Origin of the sequence: Alcanivorax sp., from assembly GCF_002726155.1 — a bacterium.
Taxonomy (GTDB): Bacteria; Pseudomonadota; Gammaproteobacteria; order Pseudomonadales; family Alcanivoracaceae; genus Alcanivorax.
In genome coordinates this window covers 41,783-66,521 of sequence record NZ_PBSH01000026.1, presented here as the reverse complement: position 1 = coordinate 66,521, position 24,739 = coordinate 41,783, and the positions used below count along the sequence as shown (strand labels likewise).

The 24,739-nt window shown below is 53.3% G+C and carries 25 protein-coding genes; 16 read left to right on the top strand and 9 right to left on the bottom strand.

What is annotated here, in order from left to right:
• Nucleotides 1–11: 11 nt before the first annotated feature.
• Genes CL546_RS07940 through pilG form a run of 4 tightly spaced genes read right to left on the bottom strand, consistent with a single transcriptional unit; the run spans nt 12 to nt 3,439 of the window.
• A complete protein-coding gene (locus CL546_RS07940) occupies nt 12–2,036 on the bottom strand; it encodes a methyl-accepting chemotaxis protein (RefSeq protein WP_290494031.1) in 2,025 nt (674 codons plus the stop codon).
• A gap of 58 nt (nt 2,037–2,094) precedes the next feature.
• Nucleotides 2,095–2,643 (bottom strand): chemotaxis protein CheW, encoded by a 549-nt coding sequence (locus CL546_RS07935; RefSeq protein ID WP_007150053.1) that lies wholly within the window; start codon nt 2,641–2,643, stop codon nt 2,095–2,097.
• Between the two features lie 11 nt (nt 2,644–2,654).
• Nucleotides 2,655–3,023: a twitching motility response regulator PilH gene (pilH, locus tag CL546_RS07930; protein ID WP_007151610.1), complete on the bottom strand. Its 369-nt coding sequence runs from the start codon at nt 3,021–3,023 to the stop codon at nt 2,655–2,657.
• Nucleotides 3,024–3,055: 32 nt separating this feature from the next.
• A complete protein-coding gene (gene pilG / locus CL546_RS07925) occupies nt 3,056–3,439 on the bottom strand; it encodes a twitching motility response regulator PilG (protein WP_007148837.1) in 384 nt (127 codons plus the stop codon).
• A gap of 321 nt (nt 3,440–3,760) precedes the next feature.
• Here pilG and gshB point away from each other — a divergent pair, with 321 nt between their 5' ends.
• From gshB to CL546_RS07910, 3 genes are all read left to right on the top strand, one after another.
• Entirely contained in the window at nt 3,761–4,714 is a 954-nt protein-coding gene (gshB, locus tag CL546_RS07920) for a glutathione synthase (protein ID WP_290494030.1), read from the top strand.
• 117 nt (nt 4,715–4,831) lie between these two features.
• Nucleotides 4,832–5,710: an energy transducer TonB gene (locus CL546_RS07915; RefSeq protein WP_290494029.1), complete on the top strand. Its 879-nt coding sequence runs from the start codon at nt 4,832–4,834 to the stop codon at nt 5,708–5,710.
• A 484-nt stretch (nt 5,711–6,194) separates the two neighbouring features.
• Nucleotides 6,195–6,776, top strand: coding sequence for a TetR/AcrR family transcriptional regulator (locus CL546_RS07910; RefSeq protein WP_290494028.1), 582 nt, complete (start codon nt 6,195–6,197; stop codon nt 6,774–6,776).
• A gap of 311 nt (nt 6,777–7,087) precedes the next feature.
• Here the strand turns inward: CL546_RS07910 and CL546_RS07905 are convergent, their stop codons facing one another.
• On the bottom strand, nt 7,088–7,846 hold the full coding sequence (locus tag CL546_RS07905) for an SDR family NAD(P)-dependent oxidoreductase (RefSeq protein ID WP_290494027.1): 759 nt from the start codon (nt 7,844–7,846) through the stop codon (nt 7,088–7,090).
• Between the two features lie 485 nt (nt 7,847–8,331).
• Here CL546_RS07905 and CL546_RS07900 point away from each other — a divergent pair, with 485 nt between their 5' ends.
• The 10 genes from CL546_RS07900 (at nt 8,332) to ruvX (ending at nt 18,674) form a co-directional block, all read left to right on the top strand.
• Entirely contained in the window at nt 8,332–9,579 is a 1,248-nt protein-coding gene (locus CL546_RS07900) for an FAD-dependent monooxygenase (RefSeq protein ID WP_290494026.1), read from the top strand.
• A gap of 36 nt (nt 9,580–9,615) precedes the next feature.
• Nucleotides 9,616–10,254, top strand: coding sequence for a chorismate--pyruvate lyase family protein (locus CL546_RS07895; RefSeq protein ID WP_290494025.1), 639 nt, complete (start codon nt 9,616–9,618; stop codon nt 10,252–10,254).
• A gap of 52 nt (nt 10,255–10,306) precedes the next feature.
• A complete protein-coding gene (locus CL546_RS07890) occupies nt 10,307–11,860 on the top strand; it encodes a flavin-containing monooxygenase (protein WP_290494024.1) in 1,554 nt (517 codons plus the stop codon).
• Nucleotides 11,860–12,816 carry a sulfite exporter TauE/SafE family protein gene (locus CL546_RS07885; protein WP_290494023.1) on the top strand — a complete coding sequence of 319 codons (957 nt, stop codon included), beginning with the start codon at nt 11,860–11,862 and terminating at the stop codon, nt 12,814–12,816. The genes CL546_RS07890 and CL546_RS07885 overlap by 1 nt, the downstream gene beginning before the upstream one ends.
• Before the next feature lie 47 nt (nt 12,817–12,863).
• Nucleotides 12,864–13,676 (top strand): cupin domain-containing protein, encoded by an 813-nt coding sequence (locus tag CL546_RS07880; protein WP_290494022.1) that lies wholly within the window; start codon nt 12,864–12,866, stop codon nt 13,674–13,676.
• 153 nt (nt 13,677–13,829) lie between these two features.
• Nucleotides 13,830–14,432, top strand: coding sequence for an FMN-dependent NADH-azoreductase (locus tag CL546_RS07875; protein ID WP_290494021.1), 603 nt, complete (start codon nt 13,830–13,832; stop codon nt 14,430–14,432).
• A gap of 50 nt (nt 14,433–14,482) precedes the next feature.
• Nucleotides 14,483–16,222, top strand: a complete 1,740-nt coding sequence (locus tag CL546_RS07870; protein ID WP_290494020.1) for a flavin-containing monooxygenase — start codon at nt 14,483–14,485, stop codon at nt 16,220–16,222.
• 32 nt (nt 16,223–16,254) lie between these two features.
• Complete coding sequence (locus CL546_RS07865; protein WP_290494019.1) at nt 16,255–17,349, top strand: 3-deoxy-7-phosphoheptulonate synthase; 1,095 nt, start codon at nt 16,255–16,257, stop codon at nt 17,347–17,349.
• A gap of 187 nt (nt 17,350–17,536) precedes the next feature.
• Complete coding sequence (locus CL546_RS07860; protein ID WP_290494018.1) at nt 17,537–18,097, top strand: YqgE/AlgH family protein; 561 nt, start codon at nt 17,537–17,539, stop codon at nt 18,095–18,097.
• A gap of 172 nt (nt 18,098–18,269) precedes the next feature.
• On the top strand, nt 18,270–18,674 hold the full coding sequence (ruvX, locus tag CL546_RS07855; protein ID WP_290494017.1) for a Holliday junction resolvase RuvX: 405 nt from the start codon (nt 18,270–18,272) through the stop codon (nt 18,672–18,674).
• A gap of 142 nt (nt 18,675–18,816) precedes the next feature.
• Here the strand turns inward: ruvX and CL546_RS07850 are convergent, their stop codons facing one another.
• Nucleotides 18,817–19,407, bottom strand: a complete 591-nt coding sequence (locus tag CL546_RS07850; protein WP_290494016.1) for a YceI family protein — start codon at nt 19,405–19,407, stop codon at nt 18,817–18,819.
• A 25-nt stretch (nt 19,408–19,432) separates the two neighbouring features.
• On the bottom strand, nt 19,433–20,026 hold the full coding sequence (locus tag CL546_RS07845) for a cytochrome b (RefSeq protein WP_290494015.1): 594 nt from the start codon (nt 20,024–20,026) through the stop codon (nt 19,433–19,435).
• A 238-nt stretch (nt 20,027–20,264) separates the two neighbouring features.
• On the opposite strand from CL546_RS07845, the gene pyrR reads away from it, so the two are divergent.
• From pyrR to CL546_RS07830, 3 genes are read left to right on the top strand one after another with little or no spacing between them, the layout of a single operon-like run.
• A complete protein-coding gene (pyrR, locus tag CL546_RS07840) occupies nt 20,265–20,813 on the top strand; it encodes a bifunctional pyr operon transcriptional regulator/uracil phosphoribosyltransferase PyrR (RefSeq protein WP_463671036.1) in 549 nt (182 codons plus the stop codon).
• Nucleotides 20,814–20,815: 2 nt separating this feature from the next.
• The gene (locus tag CL546_RS07835) at nt 20,816–21,859 is read left to right on the top strand and encodes an aspartate carbamoyltransferase catalytic subunit (protein WP_290494013.1); all 1,044 of its coding nucleotides are present in this window, start codon (nt 20,816–20,818) and stop codon (nt 21,857–21,859) included.
• Nucleotides 21,846–23,138, top strand: coding sequence for a dihydroorotase (locus tag CL546_RS07830; RefSeq protein ID WP_290494012.1), 1,293 nt, complete (start codon nt 21,846–21,848; stop codon nt 23,136–23,138). The genes CL546_RS07835 and CL546_RS07830 overlap by 14 nt, the downstream gene beginning before the upstream one ends.
• A 194-nt stretch (nt 23,139–23,332) precedes the next feature.
• On the opposite strand, the gene dsbG is transcribed toward CL546_RS07830, so the two are convergent.
• Both dsbG and CL546_RS07820 read right to left on the bottom strand, forming a co-directional pair.
• Nucleotides 23,333–23,890 (bottom strand): thiol:disulfide interchange protein DsbG, encoded by a 558-nt coding sequence (dsbG, locus tag CL546_RS07825; protein WP_290494011.1) that lies wholly within the window; start codon nt 23,888–23,890, stop codon nt 23,333–23,335.
• The gene (locus CL546_RS07820) at nt 23,887–24,696 is read right to left on the bottom strand and encodes a TlpA disulfide reductase family protein (protein ID WP_290494010.1); all 810 of its coding nucleotides are present in this window, start codon (nt 24,694–24,696) and stop codon (nt 23,887–23,889) included. Before CL546_RS07820 ends, dsbG begins: the two co-directional genes overlap by 4 nt.
• Nucleotides 24,697–24,739 lie beyond the last annotated feature (43 nt).

The window sequence follows — 24,739 nt, the reverse complement described above, 5'->3', positions numbered from 1 at the left end:
CTCAGGCCGGATCAGGAGTGCTCCGGCAGGCGGAAGCCGGCAACGGAGTTACGCATTTCCTGGGCCATCTCGGCCAGGTTACCAATGGACCGTGCTGTTGCGGTGGTACCGGCAGAGGTCTGTGAGGTAATTTCCTGGATCACGTTCATGGTGTTGGAAATGTGACCCGCGGAGGCCGCCTGCTGGCGTGCCGCGTTGGAAATGTTCTGGATCAGGTCCGCCAGGGTTTTCGATACGTTCTCAATTTCTTCCAGCGCCACACCCGCATCCTGTGCCAGGCGTGCCCCTTTCACTACCTCGGCAGTGGTGGCTTCCATGGAGATAACCGCTTCGTTGGTATCGGTCTGAATCGTTTTAACCAGGGTTTCAATCTGCTTGGTTGCCGCAGCAGAACGTTCCGCGAGGCGTTGTACCTCATCCGCAACCACCGCGAAGCCCCGGCCGGCTTCACCGGCCATGGATGCCTGAATGGCGGCGTTCAATGCGAGAATGTTGGTCTGGTCGGCGATGTCGTTAATCAACGATACGATGTCACCAATTTCCTGGGAGGATTCACCCAGACGCTTGATCCGTTTGGAGGTTTCCTGAATCTGTTCGCGGATGGTGTCCATGCCGTGGATGGTGGCCTGTACCACTTCGGCGCCCTTGTTGGCGATGGCTACCGCTCGTTCCGCTACCGCTGCCGATTCGGCGGCGTTGGCGGATACCTGGTCAATGGACACCGCCATTTCGTTCACCGCGGCGGAGGCGCCGGCAATTTCCTGGGCCTGGTGCTCGGAGGCTTCGGCCAGATGCATCGCCGTGGACTGGGTTTCCTGGGCCGCCGAGGCCACCTGTACCGCCGAGTTGTTGATCGTCTGTACCAGGCTGCGCAGCTGGTCAATGGAGTAGTTGATGGAGTCAGCGATGGCACCGGTGAAGTCCTCGGTTACCGTTGCCTGCACGGTCAGGTCACCGTCAGCCAGGTCGCCCAGTTCATCAAGCAGACGTAGAATCGCGGCCTGGTTACGCTGGTTCTCACTTTCCAGCTCATCTTTCAGCTTGGCGGCCTGACGGTTCCGTTGAGCCATGATGATAAAGAAGAACAACACGGCCAGACCGGCGCAAACGCCACCCAGCCATACCGACGGGAACAGCCCGCTGGTGCTGTCTTCGAACTGGTTGTTCAGGTTGGTGGATTCCTGCAGCAGGTCCTGGGAGCGACGGAAGATGGTGTCGGCGGCGTTACGTACCTGGAACAGCTCGGGAGCGGTTTCCAGAATCTCATCCACGGACTGGTTTACGAATTCGTCGAACAGGTCAGCAATCTCGGCCAGGTAGTCCAGGGCATCGGGGTCATTCACCTGGTCAATACCCATGGCGGCGTCGCCCTCGATCATGCCGTTCATAACACGACCGAACAGGCTGGCATCACGGCCGAAGGAGTCTGCCGCGATCACCGCGCCATCGCCCCCTTCCAGTACCTTGGCGATGGACCGCACGATGCGCTCAGCCAGCCAGGATTGGCGCTGCGCAAAGGCGATCTGTTCCGGTTCCGCATCGGTGGCCACCAGAATTTCCACGACGCCTTCGTATTCAGCCTGCAGGGAGGGGATGGTCTGGGCCAGAGTGTCTGCCACTTCGTGCAGATCCAGTACCGTGTCTTCCCCTTTCAGGATCACGCCGGCGTTGGCGTTCACTTCATCCCACAGGGTTTGCAGGCGCGCCATGGCTTGCGGGTCGCTGACCGGCTCGTCCTTGACGTCGTCCCAGGCGGACTGGAAGCTTTTTTGGGATTTATCCAGCAATTCGAAGGCGTCGGCGTTACCGGCGGCCGCTTCCAGGGCGTTTTTGGCGATCTGCTGGGAAATTACCCGCATTTCGGAGGCGCGGGTAATGTTTTCCTGCGCCCGGTTTGCCGTGGTGGCGGACAGCAGGAAGTTGGCCAGTGCCAGTACGATAAAAATGGCAAGGCCCACGTAAAGGGCAATATTCAGCGTGCCGCCGCCTGAGCCCCCCCGCAGTTTTTCGAACAATGCTCCCGAATTGAACTTCATAGTCTGGCTCCTGGCCTGGCGTTCACTCTTCTTATATTCCCCGAGTTGTTCTATGCCGTTAGCCGGTACGGGCTACCTGCATAAAACGCGGGTCCTCTGCCAGCCTGGTGAGGCTGAACACGGACCAATACTCCCCTTCCCGTCGGTAGGCCCCGCGCACAAAGTTCGTGACGCTGGTGTCGCTGACCGGCAGTGATTCCACAAATTCATCAATGGGAAAATGTTGCATCCCCAGTACCTCGTCCACGGCCATGCCGGTGTAGAGGTCGTCCTGGTCCAGCACCAGCAGCCGGCGGCGCTTTTCCTGAACCGGTGAACTCTTTTCCAGAAAGCCGCTGAGATCCATGACGGTCATCAGGCGGCCCCGGACGTTGGCTACCCCTTTCATCCAGCTGCGTGCGCCGGGAATGCGGGTGTAAGCCGGCACCGAGAGGATTTCGGAAACCTCATCCAGCGGTGCCACGTATTTCTTGCCGTCGAGCACAAACCCCACGCCACTCCAGTAGCTGACCGCATCCTGCTGCATGGGCAGATCTTTGGCCTGCTCCCGGCAGCGCTGATTGTATTCAGCGAGTTTGATGTAGGCGGCGGAGGCGTTGCTGCTCATGGGCGGCTCCTTCAGGCGTCGGCCAGCATGCGGTCGACGGTTTGCAGGAGCACGTCTTCGTCCACCGGCTTGGTCAGGTAGTCCCGGGCGCCCTGGCGTTTGCCCCAGACGCGGTCGGTTTCCTGATCCTTGGTGGTGACGATAACGATCGGAATATGGGCGGTGTCCGCCCCTTTGGTGAGCTGGCGGGTGGCCTGGAAGCCATTCAGGCCAGGCATCACTACATCCATCAGAACCAGCTCGGGAAGCTCGGAACGCGCCGTGGCAACACCATCGGCTCCATTGGCGGCCTCGATTACCTCGTGGCCATGTTTTTCCAGAATCTCGCGCAACTTGTATGTCTCGGTGGGCGAGTCATCCACAATCAGAATACGTGCCATCTTACCCTCTTCAGGTTCAGCGGCGATGCCGCTTAACCGTTGATATGCTGACGAATCGCACCCAGAAGCTCGTCCTTGGAGAACGGCTTGGTCAGGTACTCATCGGAACCGACAATGCGCCCCTTGGCCTTGTCAAACAGGCCATCCTTGGACGACAGCATGATCACCGGGGTTGCCTTGAAGGCGCTGTTATTTTTGATCAGCGCGCAGGTCTGATAGCCATCGAGACGCGGCATCATGATATCGACGAAAATGATATTGGGCTTGCTGTCGGCGATTTTGGCCAAGGCATCGAAGCCATCGGTGGCCGTGATTACTTCACAACCCGCTTTCTTCAACAAGGTTTCGGCGGTACGACGAATCGTCTTGGAATCGTCGATTACCATCACCTTGAGGTCTTGGAAATTGTCAGTCATGGAAACTGCCTTTAACCGTGAACCGTAATTGGCCGCAACTTATTGTAATTTTTGGCCTTTCTAGTAATTCGTTGGGCGGGGCCTGTGGCGGTGTCAGCCCAAGCGAAGTTTTTAACACAGATTCTACAATCAATCTATAAGACCCTATGAAACTTGAGAAAATGTCCCTCAGACGGGGCGTTGAATAAGCTTCTCCGCGCATAGCGAACCTGCCTGTGCGCTGCTAACATTGCTTCGGTCATTGTTGGTATACGCAATGCCCGTACCAAATCCCCCGCGCGCAGCTGTCAGGCTGCCCGCGCCCTGTAGAACGGAGACTTCATGAGCCTGCGTGTTGGTGTGGTGATGGACCCCATCGCCAAAATCAAACCCTGGAAAGACAGCACCTTTGCCATGCTGCTGGAAGCGCAGCGGCGCGGCTGGTCCCTGCTCTACATGGAGCCGGGGGACCTTTATGTCCGCGATGGTCGCACCTTTGCCACTACCCGGGCACTGTCTGTCACCGACAATAACGACGATTGGTACCGTCTGGCCGACGCCGTGAATCACGACCTGGCCGATCTGGACATTATCCTGATGCGCCAGGACCCGCCCTTTAATGCGGAATACATCTACGCGACCTACCTGCTCGAGAAAGTGGAGCGTGAAGGGGTGCTGGTGGTCAATCGCCCGGGCAGTGTGCGCGACAGTAATGAAAAGCTGTTCGCCACCGACTTCCCGCAGTGCTGTGCGCCCACCCTGGTGTCCAGCCAGTCCACCCTGCTGCGCAACTTTGTACAGGAGTTTGGTGACACCGTGATGAAGCCGCTGGACGGCATGGGTGGCAGTAATATTTTCCGGGTACGCAAGGACAGCCCCAACATCTCGGTGGTGATCGAAGTGCTCACCCAGCACGGCAAGACACCGATCATGGCCCAACGCTTTGTGCCGGAGATCACCGAAGGCGACAAGCGTATTTTGATGATCAACGGCGAACCGGTGCCCTATGCGCTGGCGCGCATTCCCAAGGAAGGCGAGCTGCGCGGCAATCTGGCGGCGGGTGGCACCGGCCAGGGCCGGGAGCTGAGTGATCGGGACCGCTGGATCTGCGAGCAAGTGGGGCCAACCCTGAAACGTAAGGGGCTATACTTTGTCGGGCTGGATGTGATCGGCGATTATCTCACCGAAATCAACGTGACCAGCCCCACCTGTATCCGCGAGCTTGATGCGATTTTTGACATCAATATCGCCGGGCAGCTGTTTGACATCCTGCTGGAGTTGCGGCCGTCGTCATAGACCCGGCGGCCGCTGCGGGGCACACTGGCCGACCTTCTGTTGCGGCGGGCGCTGTCCGCCATGGCTGAATTCAATGGCTGACTGAGGCCGCTTAAAAGTAGTAGCGAAAACAATAACATGGCATCAAATCCGGCATCTGTTACCGCCTCTGACCGTCTCACCTTCACCGTTTTTCTGGCGGTGGCGTTCCATGGCATCCTGATTTTCGGGGTGAGCTTTGCGCCGGAATTGCAGCGTGCGGCCCCGCATACCCTGGAAGTGACTCTGGCCCAGCATCGCAGCGACAGTGAGCCGGAAGAAGCGGACTTCATTGCCCAGAGTAATCAGGAAGGCTCCGGTGATCAGGCCGACAAACAGGAGCTCACCACCACGGAACAGGCAGATTTTGCCGACAGTAAACTGGAAAACGTGCAGCTCAAGGAAAAAACCACCCGCGAGCGCCGGGAGCGGGTCAGCCAGCAACTGGTAATCACCACCGCCCGCGACAGTGAGCACAAGGTTAACGCTGACCAGAAAGAAAAGACCGAACCCAAGCCCCTGAAAGTGGCCAAGCAGGAAAACCTGCAGGACCTGAGCCAGCAGATCGCCAGCCTGCAGGCGCGTCTGGACGAACAGAAGCAGGCCTATGCCAAGCGTCCGCGGGTACGGCGCTTAACCTCGGTGTCCGCCAAGGCGCACTTCGAAGCGGTCTACATCGATGGCTTTCGCCGCAAGGTGGAAGACATGGGTACCCGCAACTTCCCCGCCCGGGCCCTGAACAGTAATACCTATGGTTCTGTGCGCCTGATGGTAGCGATTCAGAAAGACGGCTCACTGAAAGAAGTGCGGCTGCTCAAGTCCTCCGGCCATAAATTCCTTGATCAGGCCGCGATCCAGAGTGTGCGTCTGGCGGCTCCGTTCGATGCGTTTACAGCGGAAATGCGCCGGAACATGGATGTGCTGGAAATTATCCGCACCTGGAAGTTCGACAGGAACAAGCAAGTATCGTCCCGGTAGCGTGCAGGCATCATGCCTGTCCAAGCCCTTCCCTTCTCCATCCGGTCTGCGTGCCACCAATGAGTATCGCGCTGGCGGCGTCAATTTTCCTGCTTCACGATTGAAGGCGGAGGGGGTTGGCGTGCCAGTTATTATAGCGTTAGTGCGGTAAGAAAATGTTCGGAAGGTGCCCTGAAAGAAACACCACAAAGGCGAATATAAATCATCAGTGGGCAGCTTCGAGTCAGAGGCATTGCCGGCGTTTTTCCAATGATAGAAGCAGACTATATGGTTGATGATGTTATACAGTTTGCCGAGAGCGAAGCAGGTATGCTGTATTAAAGGTCTGTGCGACGGGCATGTTTTAATATGCAGCGAAGAGGCGTCAGGTATGCAATGTGATGCTCTCCTGGCAGCCTTGCTGGCCATCGTTCGCGTGGGAAGATGAGTTATCCAGGCTTTCCTTGGCAAGATAGATACCTTAACCGTGCTTTAAGCGATACCTATGGCAAGAAAAAAGAGCTTCAATAAAGACGATGTTCTGGAGCGTGCAATGAACCTGTTCTGGAAGCAGGGGTTTCACGCCACCAGCATGCAAGATATTGTTCAGAACGTCGGGCTGAGCCGTTCTAGTCTTTATGAGTCGTTTGGTAGCAAACAGGGGCTTTTTGACCAGGCTCTGGGTAATTACTGCCGCACTAACAGGGAGGGAGTTAAGGCCCTGTTAAGTAATGAGAAAAGCGTCAAGACAGGAATAAGAAACCTGCTTGAGTCATCTATCCACTGCACAATTAGTGATGCAGACAAGAAAGGTTGTTTTGTGGTCAATTCAACCACAGAGCTTGTACCGGGGGATGACGAAATGCTGAAGGCGCTTTCAAAAAATAGAGCGTCTTTTGAGAAAGTGTTTTTCGAATTTCTGCAGAAAGGTCAGGCGACAGGTGAAATACCGCCGAATAAAGACATTAAAACCCTGTCGGGTTTGATATATACCGTTTTTTCAGGGCTCAATGTGATTGCCAAGCTGGAGAAAAGCCCGAAAAAGTTGATGGCCCAAATTGATCAAATTGTTGGCTTGCTGGATTGATGTTCGTTGCCTGAGCCGACAAATTTGCCTGGGTGTCCCGGTGGGGATAGTAAGAAAGCGAAGCCATTTTGTTGGCTTTTCCGCACGAAATTTCCAGAACCCTTTGTTCAAAGAAACTCTGCATGACGCATGCGCCATTGCATCAATGATGCGGTCTAGATAGCGCCGATCCCCGTTTTACTCTTTCCTCTCTCGCCAGAATACGGCACATCCCTTTTCTTTGTGTCCGTAATGTATATGCGAGAGCTATGCATGTGGGAGTGGCCATGCATAGCGTTTTCTCAATGAGAACTAAAAGTCTGACGAATTTGCTAGCCGGCCAGAATCGGATTGATATTGGCGCCGCCGTCAATGTTGAATTCAGCGCCGGTGACAAAGGCCGCGTCGTCAGAAGCCAGATAGGAAACCAGGCTGGCTATCTCGTCGGGCTGCGCAAAGCGCTTGAGGGGAATGTTCGCCTGGAGTGCCTGGGCAAAGCCGCCAAGCTCATCCTGTGACATGCCTGTCTTTTCGAAAATCGGGGTTTCAGTCGGGCCAGGATTGACAGCATTGACACGGATTTTTCTGGGTGCAAGCTCTGTGGCTGCTGTTCGAGTGTAAGCATTGAGTGCTGCTTTTGAGGCCGCATAAACAGCGGTCATGGGCATCCCGGTATAGGCATTGATCGATGACAAATTAATGATTGACGCCCCTTCATTGAGAACGGGAAGGAGCTTCTCAATGGTGAAGATGGCGCCTTTAAAGTTAATCCCCATTTGTTGGTCAAACATTTCTTCCGAAATCTGACCTATTGGTGCCGGTGCGAAGATGCCGGCATTAACAAACAGAATGTCGATCGTGCCAAATTCCCTCTTGATTTGATCGACCAGATTATCGATCTGGGACAGGTCCTGAACGTCAGCAACAGCACCGGTAACAGAGAGAGATTCAGCAGCAGAAGACACCTTGTCAGCTGACCGGCCGGTGATCATTACTTGCGCGCCGAGTTCAGCAAACTTTTTGGCAGTGGCAAAGCCAATGCCGCTGTTGCCGCCCGTAATGACAGCCTTCTTTCCTTTCAGGTCATTCATCCTTTTTCCTTGGTTTGTGTATTTAATGTAGACCATTGCCCTTATTCGGGAATGGTCGTTCCTGAAAGTTATCATGACGTTATTTGGCGGGTCAAAAAGCGCCTGTTTAGTGTGTAAAGGAATACAGGGGAAGTGCGAATAGGATCCCATTAATGATCACAGAAGGTGCAAATAGTGGGCATTCAGGTAATAGTTGCGCTGGCCTCGGGCTGCTTTCGGGGCTGTCTATATTCTGAATATTATTCAGATTTTTCTTTGGTACGAATGTGCCTTTTATTGAGCAAGAAAGGTTGTCCGGCCAGATAGAGTGCCCAGGAAAGGGCGCAAAACTTCAGGTAGCACAGGGATGGTGCAAGAAAACCTACGGGTGCTCATATATTTAAATTCTCTGTTGCAAAAGAAATTTTGCTTATGTAGTTTGTTGCCCAATACTGGAATGATCGTTCTTGTTTGTTTTTGGTTGGACTCCTAAAGGAACTAGGATAATGAGAATTGGTATTGTGGGGGCCGGTGTAGGAGGGCTGACGCTGGCGTTGTCTCTGATAGATAAGGGCTACAGAGACATACAGATCTACGAAGCGGCAGAAGAGATAAGCGATCTCGGTGTAGGCATTAATATTCTTCCTCATGCCATGCAGGTTATGAGCGGGCTTGGTTTACTGGCCCCGCTTGTGGCGGCCAGCGTGGAAACGGGCACCCTGAGTTATTACACCCAATGGGGGCAGTTGATCCTTTCAGATGAGAGAGGGATAAACGCAGGCTACCGTTGGCCTCAGATATCCATCCATAGATCCCAATTAATACAGATACTGCACGCGGCCGTAGTCGAGCGATTAGGTATAGATAGAATCAAGACAGGTCGCCGTTGTACGGGGTTTTCGTCTACCCCAGGGGCGCCTGCCCAGGTCTACTTTGAGAATGGCCAGGAAGAATTTGATTTACTGATTGGCTGTGATGGGATTCATTCTGCAATAAGAAAAGGGATGTATCCCAATGAAGGTGATCCCAAATGGGACGGGATTACAATGTGGCGGGCGGTGTCCTATATGCCGGCCAACACGATCTTTGAATCCATGATAATTGCCGGAAAATCCGAGCACAGAATGGTTATGTACCCCATTGAGAAGGGAGGGGATGGCCGTTATCTGGTGAACTGGGTTGCTAAATACAAGACCGCTTCAGCACAGGAAATGCCGCGCCAGGACTGGATACACAAGGCTGAAGATAGCGAGATACCAGAAGATTTCCGAAAGTTTGATTTTCTGATGGCATCTGAGCTGATCGCTAATGCCGAAGTGATATACAAATACCCTCAGGTAGATCGTGACCCCCTTCCTTCCTGGAATCTGAATAACGTCACCTTGCTTGGTGATGCCGCTCATCCAATGTACCCCTCTGGCTCCAATGGCGCCTCGCAAGCGATTCTGGATGCTGAATCGTTGTCGCAGTCACTCATGAGTGAGCCCGGCATCGGCTTGGCGCTTGATCGGTACGATCAAGAGAGAAGGCCTGCGACATCTGAAATCGTCATGAAAAACCGACGGGCAGGGCCCGAGCGATGTATTGATCTTGTTGAGCAAAGAGCTCCACTTGGTTTTGATCACATTGATGATGTCATCGCTCATGAGGAGCTGCAGTTCATTCTTAAAGATTACAAGAAAGTCGCGGGATTTGATCGTGAAAGTCTGGACAAGGTCGAGAAAAAAGCAGCGACCTTGATGGGTGCCAAGTAAAAATAAAGAAAAGAGAAGGGACGTCAGGAGCGGAAAATGGATGCCGATAAGGAAGGAAGTGGTTATAGCCACTATCGTTCAAGTCTTGAATGTGGTGGCCAGGAAATTGCTAATGCGGACTATTACCCTGATAAGCTGTTGATCAATAAAAACATTAACAAAAACAAGTTAAGCCACCTTCAGAAAATACTGTTGATGACTGATGGCACGGTGACTGAGCTTCTCGAACATCTTTCTCGCGAGCCGATTGTAATTGAGAAATTGTATCAGGCGGTTATCAATAACCATGATGAGGTTCCCGCATCACATGCTCCCGGTGTATACCAGAGTGAAGGCCCTGTATTGATAAGAAAAATAATTCTTAAAGGGAAGTATACAGATAAAAACTATATATATGCTGAGTCAACAATACTCATTGATAGGCTTCCGGAATGTTTTCGTAATGAATTAATTGATTCGAAAACACCAATTGGAAAGCTTTGGTCGAAGCATAAACTTGAAACATATAAAACAGACTTTTCCGCAGAAAGTGAAAATTCCAACGTTGAGATATCTGGGTACCTTTCGGTTCCAGTCGACAGTGAATTGCTGTCCCGAACATATAGTGTTTATTCCTGCGGTGAAAAATCAATGATCATCACAGAGAAGTTCTCTTCGTCTCTTTTTGTTAGTTAGTTATCGACTGCTGCCGGCTAGGCGGTTTGTGTTCATTATGGGAAGAATGAATATGGAATCTTCAGACAATATCTATGAGTGTATTGTTGTTGGTGCTGGCCCTGGTGGCATCGTTGCCACGAAAGAGTTGTTGGAGAACGGATTCGACAACGTGCTCTGCCTGGAACAGTCCTGTGGCATTGGTGGGGTTTTCGCAAAAGGGTATGACAATCTTGAACTAACGTCTTCGGCAACCTTCAGTATGTTCTCTGATTTTCTTAACAAGCCAGGAGAAGAAAACCATTTCTGGTCAAAAGAAGAGGCCGTGTCTTACTGGAAACGATATGCGGATCGATTTGATGTAACTCAAAAAATACTCTTTGATACCAAAGTGACCAAGGTAAGCCGCAAGGGTGAGGGGCAATGGGTTCTGGAAACGAATTTCCAGGCGTTCCTGGCCAGGCGGATTGTTCTGGCTACCGGAAACAATAGCGCTGAAAGTTATCCTGGTTGGGCTGAAAAATTAACTGATATCGATTATTCGCATTCAAAGAAATATAAAAACGCAAGTCAGTATGCCGGGAAAAGGGTCCTGGTGGTTGGGGGCGGGGAGTCAGCTTCAGATATTGCTCTAGAGATTTCTCAGGTTGCTGATCAGTGCTGGATAAGCTTAAGGGAAAGTGCCGGCTGGGTCGTGCCTCGAAAACGTGGAAAGTATGCCACTGATATTTCAACGCACAGAGGTGTATGGGATCTTCCTCGTCACTATGGGGCTTATTTTACTCGGCGTTCAATTGAAATTGAAAAATCAAAAAATGACCCTCTTTTCGATGCTGTTGCGATGCTCAATAGCCGTATTCCCGACCCAAAAGGAATATGGAGTACTTATGGAACAAAGACCATAGCGCTCGCGGAGGCGATAGCTCATTACAACTGTAAAGTTGTTGGGGAAGTCACGGAGGTTGAAGAAGGCGGTAAACATCTGGTTTGTGCTGATGGGATGAGACTGGATGATATTGATGCTGTTGTCTTTTCGACAGGCTATAAAAACATCACCAATTTCATGCCTGAAGAATACCGTCAGTGCGACCCCAGGCATCTTTACAAGCATATGATCCATAAAGATATGGGTGAGTTACTGTGCTGGATCGGCGTCGCCAGGCCTGGCTTTGGAAGCCAGTTTCCAATAATGGAGATGCAGGCGCGGTATTTTGCACTGCTTTGTGCGGGTCGGCTGAAGCTGCCTGACGAAGCGGCTATGACGGAATCAATAAAGCAGGACTATGAGGACAACACAGCGCAGTTTGGCAAAAACGCAAAACGGATCCGGAGCCTGGTGGATTACTTCAGGTACATGGATGGCCTTGCCGACATCATCGGCTGCAAGCCACCGTTAAAGGAATATTTTAGGCGCCACCCGCTTATCTGGCTAACTATTATGTATGGTCCGACTCAGGCTACTCAGTATCGGTTGGTCGGCCCAGGAAGCAAGAAAAGAGAGGCACACAAAATAATAAAGCAGTTGCCCGTGAGCAAGTTCAACAATGTGGTAAAGATTGGCTTCAGGATGCGTTTGGCCCATGCGCTGGACTCGATTAACGGTTTTGCTCAACAGAAGCTTCTGTGATGAATATTCGAGTCGCTGACATAAGGAAAAGTGTCCTTATTATTCCCAATATTGGGAATTTGACAGTAATGCGTATCGTTTTTTATATGCTTAGCTGTGTCATTCTTTTTAGTCTTGGTGAGTCCATGCTGAGTCAACTGCCAGCAGATGAACCCTTCATGACCGGTCGTGCTTTATTGTTCTTCTTAATGGGTATTGTTGGTGCGACCATTGCCAGCTCTACAGGCGCTGGAGGTGGAATTGTCTTTCTGCCGATATTTATCAGTCAAGGGTTTTCCCCGCTTGAATCGTTGTCCACGAGCATTGCGATACAGTGTTTTGGAATGAGCTCCGGCGCCTTGGCTTGGGTTCAGTATCAGAATAGTGAAAAGGTAGATTTTCCTAATCAGTGGAAAGGGTTTTATCCAGTTCTTCTGGTCGCTTTACTCTCATCTTGTGCGGGTATTCTTCTGACGCTACGTCTATTGCCCGATCCATATATAGACATAGAACTCCTTTTCTCCGTTTTTTCTTTGTTTGTCGGTTCATACATTCTGGCGAGAACACTAAAAGTTACTGTTGAATTGAAAGGAAGGGAAAGTGCGCTTTCAAGATTGGAGCTGATGGGGCTTGTTCTGGTTAGCTTTTTCGGAGGTGTAATTACAGCATGGATATCAGTGGGTGTCGGGGAGTTGCTGCTGATTTTCCTCATCATTATTGGTGTGCGTCTTAATGTGGCCGTCGCCGTGGCGGTATGTGTAAGTGCGGTTAGCGTTCTTGCGGCAGTTCCCTACTTTATTTCTAAGCAAGCGATCAGTCTCGATGTCCTGGTTTTCGCTGCTCCAGGCGCGTTGATAGGGGGCTTTCTCGCTCGACATCTGGCGGTGTGGCTCGGAGCACACAAGCTAAAGATCGCCGCTTCCGGATGGATAATATTGAGTTCATTACCATACTTAACGTTTCACCTTATAGATTAGATCTTGATCGTCTCAATGTCTGGGCTTTTAACTAACAGGGGTTTGCAATGGAAATGCGCAGCAAAGTAAGCATAGGGATTTTGGTAATCGGGATGGCGTGGATGCCGTTGGACCTCAAGGCCCATGACTTTTCAAGCCAGCGAGTTGATGCTTCCGGTCAGCTTAAGCAGGACTGGTACTGGCAAAAAAACAAAGGACGCGGTCGAGGCCGAGGTCACGGACATGGTCATGGTCATGGTCACGGCGGAGGTGGGGATGGCAGTGAAAATCATGAGCCTGATATCACTGTGACGTATACCCCCGCAGATGCGCTTGATAACGATTTTGTCACGGAAAGCGGTGAACTTATCCAGGATATTATCCCGGACCGGGAGATAGCTCGTCTTCATGCGGCCAGTGAGTATCAGACTATTCCGCTGGAGCGGCATCTTTTACCGGCCTACTACTATTTACCTGCCATGAACACGGTTGAAGATTACGTCACAACTGAGGATGAATTCGTCAACATTAACCCGGCTCCTGGTGAATGGGTGCGAATAATGGAAGGCAAGCGTCACGGCTTCCAGTCAACCACTGTGGGCATTACCTATACCCAGCAAGGTGGCGGCGCGCCACTGCATACCCATGAAAGTGAAGAAACCCATGTTCTCAAAGAAAATGGGAAAGTCAGATACCAATTGGGAAATGAGGTCTTTGAAGTTGAAGGGCCCTACGTGATTAATATCCCGCCCATGGTTCCCCATGCCTTCATGAATCTTAAAGAAGAGCCCATCGAGCTGGTTGTCTTTTTCCCCTATAACAAATGGGAAGCTGATTTTGTTCAGCATGACGATGCAATGAACTTCTTTACGTTACCCTGAGTATCCAGCCTCTCACCCATTGGTTTATGTGAGGGGGGCGTCAGAATAAATTTCTCTTAATAGCGGATGGTAATGGCTGTTATGGCTTTGTTTTGCCATTTTTATGTCTTGGCAGGGTATCCGCGAAACTTGAAAACAAGGAAGTGAATCCTGATGAGCACACTGCTTATGGATTGTAGTGCCAGAAACGAGTTGTCGATAAGCAGGGAACTGACTCGTTATCTTGCTGAAGGTCTGGGTGAATCGATTACTGATCGTGATTTAGGGAACACCTCCTTTCCTTCTCTTTCTGGACAAGACTTGATTGATCTGCATAACGGGAAGCGTATTGATCGGCCTAGTCTGGTCAGGCATCACTTTTTTGCTGACCAGTTCATCGAGGAGCTCCGTAGCGCGACTTCGCTTGTGGTGGGGGTGCCAATCTATAACTTTACGGTTCCTGCTGTTTTGAAACAGTGGGTCGACTATGTGCTCCAACCCGGTGTGACATTCAAGTACGAGTCGGGGAGCGCGGTTGGGCTTTGTGACAATCTCCGTAATGTCTACATTGTGACTTCTTCGGGAGGCACTCCGGTAGGTGGAGAAAAAGACTTTGCAAGCTCTTACTTCAGCTTTGTTTGCAAATTTATCGGCGCTAGAAACATCGAGCTTATTGATGCGGGCGGATCAAAGAGGGAGCGAGAGCAAATTGTTGTTCAGGCAAGATCCCGAATTGATCAAATTCTGTCGAATCAGCGGCTTGTCGCCATCAATTGATCAGGCTTTTCAGCCTTGGTATTAACCGTAATGAATAAACGGGAATTATTATGAAAGTCTGTGTTATTGGTGCTGGCCCTTCCGGGTTAACGACAATCAAACAATTGCTTGATGAAAGCCATGATGTCACTTGCTTTGATGCCAACGAAAGTGTCGGTGGCATATGGTATCGAGGTGGTGATGATGGGCAGCAGATGAAGGCCTATGACAACATGATGCTTACTGTTTCTATGAAAATGATGTCTTTTTCTGATTTTATTTTCAAAGACGGCAGGAAGTTTACGGACCATAAAGGATATCTTCGTTATCTTGAAGAGTATTCTGATGAATTTGGCCTTACCAGACACATAAAATTCAACAGTCTCGTCAAGGAAGTGATCCGAGAAAGTGATGGCTCCTGGATAGTAAAGGTAAAGGTGGGGGATAAAAGAGTTTCGTCTCACCGCTTTGAGGCTGTTGCAATTTGCAGTGGACCGTTTAAGACGGCCAATACTGAAATTAGTGAAATTGATGGCTTCACTGGCGAGGTTGTCCACTCCAAGTCTTATCGGAATAGTAAAGACTTTGAGGGTAAGAAAGTTTTGGCTATCGGCCTGGCTGAGTCGGGTGCGGATATGCTTAGAGAAGTTTCCAATGTTGCCCAGAAATGCGTGGTTTCGATCAGGTCCCATACTTTTCTTATTCCCCGTCTTATCTACGGGAAGTATTCGACGGACACGTTAACCACCCGGTCTCATCATTATGAAATGTGGAACAGGGCTTCGAAAATAAAATTCCAGATGAAATCCTATAGCCAGGATAGTTGGGCCCTCAGGAATATTTTTCTGGGGGTTGTGAATGCCTATGGTCTGGCCTCGATCCCGGCTAACTTTCTTTCCAGAAAGATAATGGGTGATAAAAAAAATAATGATCCTGGAAAGAATAATATGGGCCAGGATGGCGACCCATCAAAAATTGACTATGATACAAAAAATGAAAAAGAGGTGGTGGATTTCATTAATAAATGGAATAAAAAATCCCATCATGAAAAAGGGAATTGGTCTCAAAAGATTATTTTCTCAAAGAATGTAAGTTTTGTCCCTAATATCCTTAACAACAAGCTTGTTGTTAAGGATTGTGGCATTGGAAGGGTTGATGGGGGCACGGTTTACTTTAATGATTCAACTTCGGAAAAATTTGACAAAATTCTGTTGTGTACGGGGTTCAAAAAAGATTTTTCGTTGCTGAGCAATGTGGAAATTAAAGACAATAACGTTCGAAATCTCTACAAGCATGCTTTTCATCCGGATCATAATGGGCGCCTGGCCATGATCGGTTTTGTTCGTCCTATTAGTGGCGGAATTCCAATTTGCTCAGAAATGCAGGCGCGCTATTTTGCCCTTTTATGTAGCAATAAGATCAACCTCCCTGAAGACGTTGGCGATCGAATTGAAAAAGAGAAGGATTGGGAAGAACAATGGATGTGCCTCAGTCCGAATCATACTGAATCCATGCCTTCTCAGATCATGTTTCTGGACTCTATTGCAAGAGAAATTGGTTGCCACTACCCGTTTCATAAACTGATCACCAAGCCTCGGCTACTAGTAAGGTTATGGTTTTATTCCTTTAACCAGTCTTGCTACCGAATGATCGGCCCTCATCACCATTATGATGAGGCGGTTGAAGATATTATGACTGAGGAAGTTCCTCTTCATGACTACGGGTTTATGCTGACGATGATAGCGCTGTCTTTCATGCCATCATTTGTACACCCCAAAAATCTCGATTTCCAATACGGTGTAAAGAACTGACATCAGTGCATGGATGCTTAAGGATATTGAAAATGGAACCCAATAATACGGACAATTTGAATATTGAATCTCAGTTCATGCTGGTCAACCCTGAACAAATTAAAACATCTATGCCAGTGTCTGAATCGGGTGCAAAAACGGTTAGCGATAGTCGCCGTGTCATCAAGAACATTCTTGAAAAAAAGGATCACCGCCTCATTGCTATTGTTGGTCCTTGCTCTATCCATGATGTGGAATCGGCACTTGAGTATGCAAAAAGATTAAAATCGATATCCGAGAAGCTTTCCGACACGCTCTATATTGTTATGCGGGTTTATTTCGAGAAGCCCCGAACTACTGTGGGTTGGAAAGGGCTTATCAATGACCCTCATCTGGATAACAGTTTCAGGATAGAAGAAGGGTTGCAGATCGCGAGAAAACTCCTAGTGGAGATCACTTCAATGGGGGTTCCTGTGGCTACAGAAGCTCTCGATCCGGTAGCACCACAGTACCTGTCTGATTTGATCAGCTGGTATGCCATTGGTGCGCGAACCACCGAATCCCAGACCCATCGGGAAATGGCCAGTGGTCTCTCGTCGCCGGTGGGGTTCAAGAATGCCACTGACGGTAGTTTGATGTTGGCGGTTAATGCGCTGAAGTCTTCTGCGCATCCTCATCGCTTTCTTGGCATCAATGGTCAGGGTCAGGTGGCGGTTATCAAAACCAAAGGCAATGATTATTCACATATCGTGCTGCGTGGTGGTGATGCTGGGCCAAATTATGACAGGCAGAGTGTCGGGACGTGTGAGGCTGTATTAGCGGATGCCGGGTTGGAACCCACCATTATGGTGGATTGCAGTCACGCCAATTCAGGGAAGGATCCCACACGCCAGCCCTTGGTGGTGAGTGATATTGCCTCCCAGATTCAGCAAGGTAATCGCTCCGTCGTTGGCTTCATGATGGAAAGCCATCTTAACTTTGGCAATCAAAGCCTCGACGTTAAAGGCAAGGAAGAGCTTCGCCACGGGGTTTCCATAACGGACTCTTGCCTTGATTGGTCAAGTACGGAGAGCTGCCTGATCAATTTAGCCAATGATATTCGGGTCGCCTTGAAGGCCCGTTGCCAGTCGGAGCTTGAGCCCGCCTGAAAGGTGGGGCGGATCAGCGATAGCTCCCGACTTTGCGAGTCGGGCTTGATCCGAGGGAAGCCGGATCAGGCCGGGCTTGGTCTGCCAGCGCTTGCCCTCCCCTGTTTCTGTACGAAATTCTCCCAGGTTGGTCCTCTCGGGGCTCCTTGAGCTTGCAGCGCTCCTCCCCTCCCCGGATACTGTCCCCATGGAAAACACACCCTTGAAGCACCAGTTGCTGGTGGCCATGCCACAAATGGCTGACCCGGACTTTGAACATTCCGTTACCTATATCGTTGAGCACAGCAGCGAGGGGGCCATGGGGCTGACGCTCAACCGCCCGGTGCAGATCAGCCTTGGCGATATCCTCAGCGACATGGATATTGAAATCGAAGTACCGCCGTCCGAGCGGCACCGGGTGGTGGCGGGTGGGCCGATCCAGCAGGAAGCCGGCTTTGTGCTGCACAGTGCCGCCACCCGCTGGCACGCCAGCACCGTCCTCAGTGATGGCCTGATCCTGACCACCAGCCGTGACATTCTCGAAGCCATCGCCATTGGTGAAGGCCCGGAGCAGTCCCTGATCTGTCTGGGCTACGCGGGCTGGGATGCCGGGCAGTTGGAGCAGGAGCTGGTGGATAACGCCTGGCTCAGCACCCCTGCCAGCCGCGAGCTGGTGCTTGATACTCCCTTTGAGCAAACCTGGCATGCTGCCGCCGCGCGCATTGGTGTCGATATGAGTCTGATTGCCACGCAGGCGGGGCACAGCTGAAAGGCAATTAATAATGAATAGTTAATAATTAATAGCGGCGCGGTTGAAGTTCTTGTTCTTGCAAGGTTAGAAGCCGCGGTCGCAACACCGGGCGCGGCGACGAACCTTGCAAAATCAGAGCAACGAGATCGCGCAACTATTAACTATTCATTATTAGCTATTTATTACCTCTATGATTCTTGCCTTTGACTACGGTACACAAAAAATCGGTGTGGCCAGTGGCAACGAGCTGCTGGGCACCGCCACGCCCTTGAAGGCCCTGCCCTGCAAGAATACCCAACCCAACTGGGATGATATCGCCGCGCTTTTGAAAGAGTGGGAACCGGAAGCTCTGGTTGTCGGCTTGCCGTTGAACATGGATGGCAGCGATAGCGAGTCCACCGGCCGCGCGCGTAAATTTGCCAATCGTCTGCATGGCCGATTTGGAAAAAAAGTGTGGCTGGTGGATGAGCGTTTGAGTACCCGCGAAGCCCGTGAGCGTACCGGCATTCAGAAAGCCGATAGCCGGGTGGATTCCATGGCGGCGGTGATTATTGCCGAAGGCTTTTTTGCGGGTGATGCCGAGGCCATTGGCTAATGGGTGGTAAAAGGTAGGTCAGGTCCACCCGGCCGGCACAAAGAGCCGTAGGCGTAACCTGACATCCTCTGTTCTTCTTGCGTAAAAGTGTGGAGGTCGGATTACGCCTGTGGCTAATCCGACCTGCGAAAACCAGCAGAGCTTACTGCTTGATCCCTTCCACAGAAATAATAATTTCCACGGTTTCTGATGCCGGCCCCAAATTCTTGGTGATGCCGAAGTCTGCCAGTGTCAGTGTTGTGCTGGCTTCCAGGCCCATGCGGTAGCCGCCCCAGGGATCATCGCCGTAACCGATCAGTTTGGCATCCAGTGTTACCGGTTTGGTCACGCCATGAAGGGTGAAGTCGCCGGTGATTTTTGCGGTTTTCTCGCCGGTTTTTTCAATGCTGGTGCTCTTGAAGGTGGCTGTTGGATATTCGTCCACGTCCAGAAAATCATCACCGCGCAGGTGCTTGTCACGTTCAGCGTGGTTGGAGTCTACGCTGGCCGTCTGGATGGTCGCGGTTACCTGGCTGTTCTCCGGGTTTTCAGCATCCACGGTGAAGGTGCCGTTGAAATCATTGAAGCGGCCATACAGCCAGCTGTAACCCAGATGAGAAATTTTGAAGGTGACAAACTGGTGGGCGCCTTTTTTGTCGAACTGATAAGTGCCTCCGGGCTGGTCGGCGAACGCCATGCTACTGAGCAGTAGCGCCAGGGCGGGGATCGTGACTTTTTTCAATAACGTCGACATAAGCATCAAACTCCGTTTCAGGTGATTAAGATAGGTTGTGAGTGTCGTTTGGGATTTGCGTTGTGGCTCGTGGCGCCAGGCCAAGAATGCGGCGTAAGGTGTCGTCGCGATCAAAAAGATGATGTTTGACGGCGGCCAGCGCGTGCAGGCCGGCCAGGCCGATGACGGCCCAGGTGGCCCAGTAATGAATCAGCCCGGCGGTGTCTTCCAGGCCGGTCTGGTGGCCGCTCACCGAGGGAACGGCGAACCAGTTGAACACATCCACGGAAGAGCCATCGGCACTGCTGATCAGGTAGCCGCTGATCATGGCTACAAATAGCAGCAGGTACAGCGCCCAGTGAGTGAGATGGGCGCTGATTCTTTCCCAGGGTTTGTGGGTGGGCAGCGGTGCCGGCGGCGGTGAAATAAAGCGCCAGGCCAGTCGCAGCAGCATGGCGATAAACAGCAGTATGCCGATGCTGCGATGCAGATCCGGGCCTTCGCGATACCAGGGGTCGTAATAGCCCAGGTCCACCATATAAAAGCCCAGCGCAAACAGGCCGATCACCGCCAATGCCACCAGCCAGTGGAATAATAGCGCAATAGCGCCAAAGCGTTGCGGGTCGTTGCGCAGTTTCATGATGGTTCCCTTCCGGTGTTGCTGCCCGTGTTGCCGGGCGATCCCTTCTTGTTCAGAGTCCGCACAGCGCGTCAGGTTCCGGCTTATACAAAACTTACAGGCGTTATGCGTCAGCGACCAGCTTGTCGGTATTTCAGGCCGGGACACAGCGCAAAAAACTGAACGGTTTGATCAGCTGTTCCGTTGATTGCCTCAGCAGCCCGGCCTTCTGCTACTCTTACCGCTCTGGATATGCCTTATGGATTGTGGGAGAGCGGCCTTGAGCTGGGACGAGCAACAATTGCAGACACACCTGGATGCCATGGCGGTGGCCATCAATGAGCGCTTTGCGGACAAGTCGCCGTTGCTGGTGGGGATTGAATCCGGGGGCGCCTGGGTGGCGCAGGCACTTAATGAGCGTTTGCCTACGGCGTTGCCGCTGGGGTCGTTGAATCCGGCGTTCTACCGGGACGACTTCGATACCCGTGGTCTCAAGCCCACGGTGACGCCATCCAAGCTGCCGTTTGATGTGGATGGCCAGCATATCTTGTTGGTGGATGATGTGTTGATGACCGGGCGTACCATTCGCGCGGCCATGAACGAGTTGTTTGATTTTGGTCGCCCGGCGTCCATCTCCCTGGTGGTGCTGTTCGACATCGGCCATCGGCAATTGCCAATTCGTGCCGATATTTGCGGGGAAACTTTGGCATTGCCACCCCATCAACGGGTAGAATTACGGGGGCCCTCTCCGTTGATTGCCGAGATTCGCAATCTGGTGGTTGAGGACGACACAGAGACAAGGTCATAAGAATGACGCCGACGCTTGCGCCATCCTCCCGAGTACAACTTACCGACGACGGTAAGCTTCGCCATTTCCTCACTACTGAGCACCTTCCCCGTTCCTTGCTGGAAGATATTCTCGATACCGCAGCCAGCTTTGTGGATGTGGGCGGTCGGGCGATCAAGAAGGTCCCCCTGTTGCGCGGCAAGACCGTGGTGAACCTGTTTTTCGAGTCCAGTACCCGCACCCGCAGCACCTTTGAGCTGGCGGCCCAGCGGCTGAGCGCCGACGTGCTCAACCTGGATATCGCCAAGTCCGCCACCAGCAAGGGCGAAACCCTGCTCGATACCCTGCGCAACCTGGAAGCCATGGCGGCGGACATGTTCGTGGTGCGCCACCAGGATTCCGGCGCGCCGTTCTTTATAGCCAACGAAGTGACGCCCAGCGTGGCGGTAATCAATGCCGGTGACGGGCGCCATGCCCATCCCACCCAGGCCATGCTCGACATGTATACCATCCGCCACTACAAGGGCGGGTTTGCCGGGCTGAAAGTGGCCATTGTCGGCGACATCCTGCATTCCCGGGTGGCCCGCTCACAGGTTCACGCATTGAATATTCTCGGCGCAGAGGAAGTGCGCCTGATCGGCCCCAAGACGCTGCTGCCGGTGGATGCGGAAGCGCTGGGCGCCACCGTGTTCACGGACATGGCCCAGGGCCTGAAAGACGTGGACGTGGTGATCATGCTGCGGTTGCAGAAAGAACGTATGGATTCCGCCCTGTTGCCCAGCGAAGGCGAGTTCTTCCGCCTCTATGGGCTGAACAACGACAAGCTTCAGTTCGCCAAGGATGACGCCATTGTGATGCATCCCGGGCCGATCAATCGGGGCGTGGAAATCGCCTCGGAAGTGGCGGATGGTCCCCGTTCCGTGATTCTCAATCAGGTGACCTTCGGCATCGCCGTGCGCATGGCCGTCATGTCCATGGCCATCAGCGGCCAGGACAGCGACAGCAATGCCCTGGCCGCCTCGGCAGAAAACATGGAAGGAGCAGGAGGTGCCCGTGGCCAGCGCTAACCGTAACCGCGCCCATATCCTGATCCGCAAGGGCCGTGTCATCGACCCGGCCAGTGGCCGTGATGACGTGGCCGACCTGCTGATTGAAAATGGCCGCCTGACGCGTATCGGCGCCAGCCTGGATGCACCGGGGGCGGATATTGTGGAGGCCGAGGGGCACTGGGTGCTGCCTGGCCTGGTGGATGCCTGTGTGCACCTGTCGTTGCCGGGCAGCGGTCGCACCGGCGATATCGCCAGTGAAACCCGCGCCGCGGCGGCCGGTGGCATCACCCACCTGGCGGCTCAGCCGGACTGCGGCCCGGTGGATTCCACTGCCGTGGTGCGGTTGATCCGTGAACAGGCCGGTCAGGCCGGGTTTGCCCGTATCATGCCCATTGCCGCCATGACGCAGGGACTGCTGGGCGAACAGCTGGCAGAGATGTCGACTCTGGCGCGGGCCGGTTGTATTGCCGTGGGCAATGCCGGCGGCAAGGTGGCCAATGCGCTGGTGCTCAAGCGCAGCCTGGAATACGCCGCCACCTTCGATTTGCCGGTCATGTTTCGTCCGCAGGATTCGGCGCTTAGTGTGGGTGGCTGTGCCCATGAGGGGCCGGTGGCGACCCGTCTCGGTTTGCCCGGTATTCCCGCCGTGGCGGAAAGTGTGGACCTGTCCCGCGATCTGCTGCTGGTGGAAGCCACCGGGGTGCGGGCGCATTTCCAGCAGATCTCTAGTCGCGATTCCCTGCGCCTGCTGCGGGCCGCCAAACGGCGAGGCCTGCCAGTGACGGCAGATGTAAGTATTCAGCACCTGCTGCTGGACGAGTCGGCCTTGGAAGGCTTCAACAGCCATTGCCACGTGATTCCCCCGCTGCGTAGCGCCGAGGATCGGGAGGCACTGCTGGAAGCGGTGGCCGATGGCACCATCGATGCTATCTGTTCTCAGCATACCCCCATTGGCTCTTCCAGCAAGGCGGCCCCGTTCCCGGCCACCAAGCCGGGCATGGCTGGGGTGGATGTATTGCTCTCGCTGGTTTTACAGCTGGTGGATGACGGCAAGCTGGACCTGCTGCGTGCCCTGGATGCGGTCACCGCGGCTCCGGCCCGTTGCCTTGGAATTCAGGCCGGCCAGCTGGAAACCGGTCGTCCAGCCAGCCTCTGTGTGCTGGACCCGGTGGGCGTCAAAGACCTCCGCGAAGACTGGCTGTCCGCAGGCAACAACTCCCCCTGGCGCCATGCCCAGCTCAAGGGCAGCGTGAAACTGACGGTGTGCCAGGGCAAGGTGAGCTGGCTGTCGGATTGAGTCAGCGGCCAGCTACGAAGCCGCTGTAGGAGTTCCCTTCCAGGGGACGAACCGCGCGTAGCGCGATATTGGCGAAAGCCAATCCTCTGTTCACCGGGTGATGCTTTTCCTGTAAGGCGAGCTGCAGTCAAAGGCGGCCACTGCTTCGCTGTCGCTCGGTTCGTCCCCTGGAAGGGAACTCCTACAAATAGCGTTTACCTCTCTTCGAGCTGAAACACTTCCTCCCTTAGATCGGCTTCCCCAACGACCCCCGGCGCCACACGCCAGCGCCCCTGGCTGTCCTGGAAAATCAGGGCCGGTGTGCCTTGCAGGCCCAGCCCGATCATCAGCCCGGTGTTGCTTTGAATCTGGCTGCGGATGGCATCGGGCACCCGTTGCAGCGGGCGAATGCCGCCGTCATCGTAGTTCGCCTCGTGCTCCGCTAGGGCGGCGGCCGGGTCCGGGGCAGCCAGCACGGCACCGCCCTGGGTGAAGCTGCGTTTGGGATTGATCAGCCCGACGATGATGTGGCGTACCTGCAGCACGTTGTCCTCATTCTCGATCATTGGCTGCATGTTTTCCCACAATCTGGCGCAGTAGGGGCAGGCCATATCCGTGAAAACATAAGCCACCCGTTGCGGCTGCTGTGCGCCTTCCGCTACCCAGGTGCTGGCTTCCAGCTTGGCCAGCAGGCTGTCCATGGAGGGGCCGTCGTCGGCCTGGCCGATCAGGGGCATTAGCAAGGTGAGCAGCAAGGCAACAGGTTTGATCATGGGGTGTCTCCCGGAAGGTGTTGGCTGAGGAAATGATGCAGGCTGGCGTCGGACAGGGGGCCAAAATGGCGCCCTACTTCTTGGCCCTGCTGATCGAATAAAAGGGTTAGCGGCAGGCCACGATTGCCCGCATAGCGGCCCAGATCCGCATGTGGATCCAATAACAGGTGCTCAAAGTGCAGCTGCCCTTCGGTGAGATACTGGCGGACCTGATTGGGGTTTTCTCCCTGATTGGCAAGAATAAAGCGAACACCGGGATAGCGCTGCTGCCCGGCCTCGAGCACGGGCATTTCCCGCCGGCACGGCGGGCACCAGGTGGCCCACAGGTTCACCAGCGTTACTCTGCTGGAGGCGGCGTTCAGTGTGGTGGCCTCTCCTTGCAGGTTATACAGGGTGACTTCCGGTAGCGTGCTGGGCGTTGGCGACAAGGCTTCCAGTGCGGCAAACGTCAACGTCATGCTGAGCAGTGCTGCGGCACTGGCAGACATCAGCGCGGCGCGAACACGGGGCTGCCGGTACAGGCCCACGGCCAGCACCGGCAGTGCCAGTAATGCCCCGGGCCACCACCAGCCCCCGTCACGGATATCCAGCATGGCCAGCCAGGATTCATATTGGCTGTGATAGCGCAATAAGAACGCCAGCCGTGCGCCGAGCACGGCAGTGATGGCAATCAGCCAGAGCGTTGCTTCGATGTGTTGCCCACGCCGTTGCCACCAGAGGCTGGTCAGGGTGGCGGCGAGAAACCCGATCAGGACCATGAAGGTGCCTGCCGGCAGCGCGAGGGGGCCAATAATGACAGCGTCCACGGTATCTCCAGTCAGGGAAGCGCCAGTGTGGCCCGGCCGTATT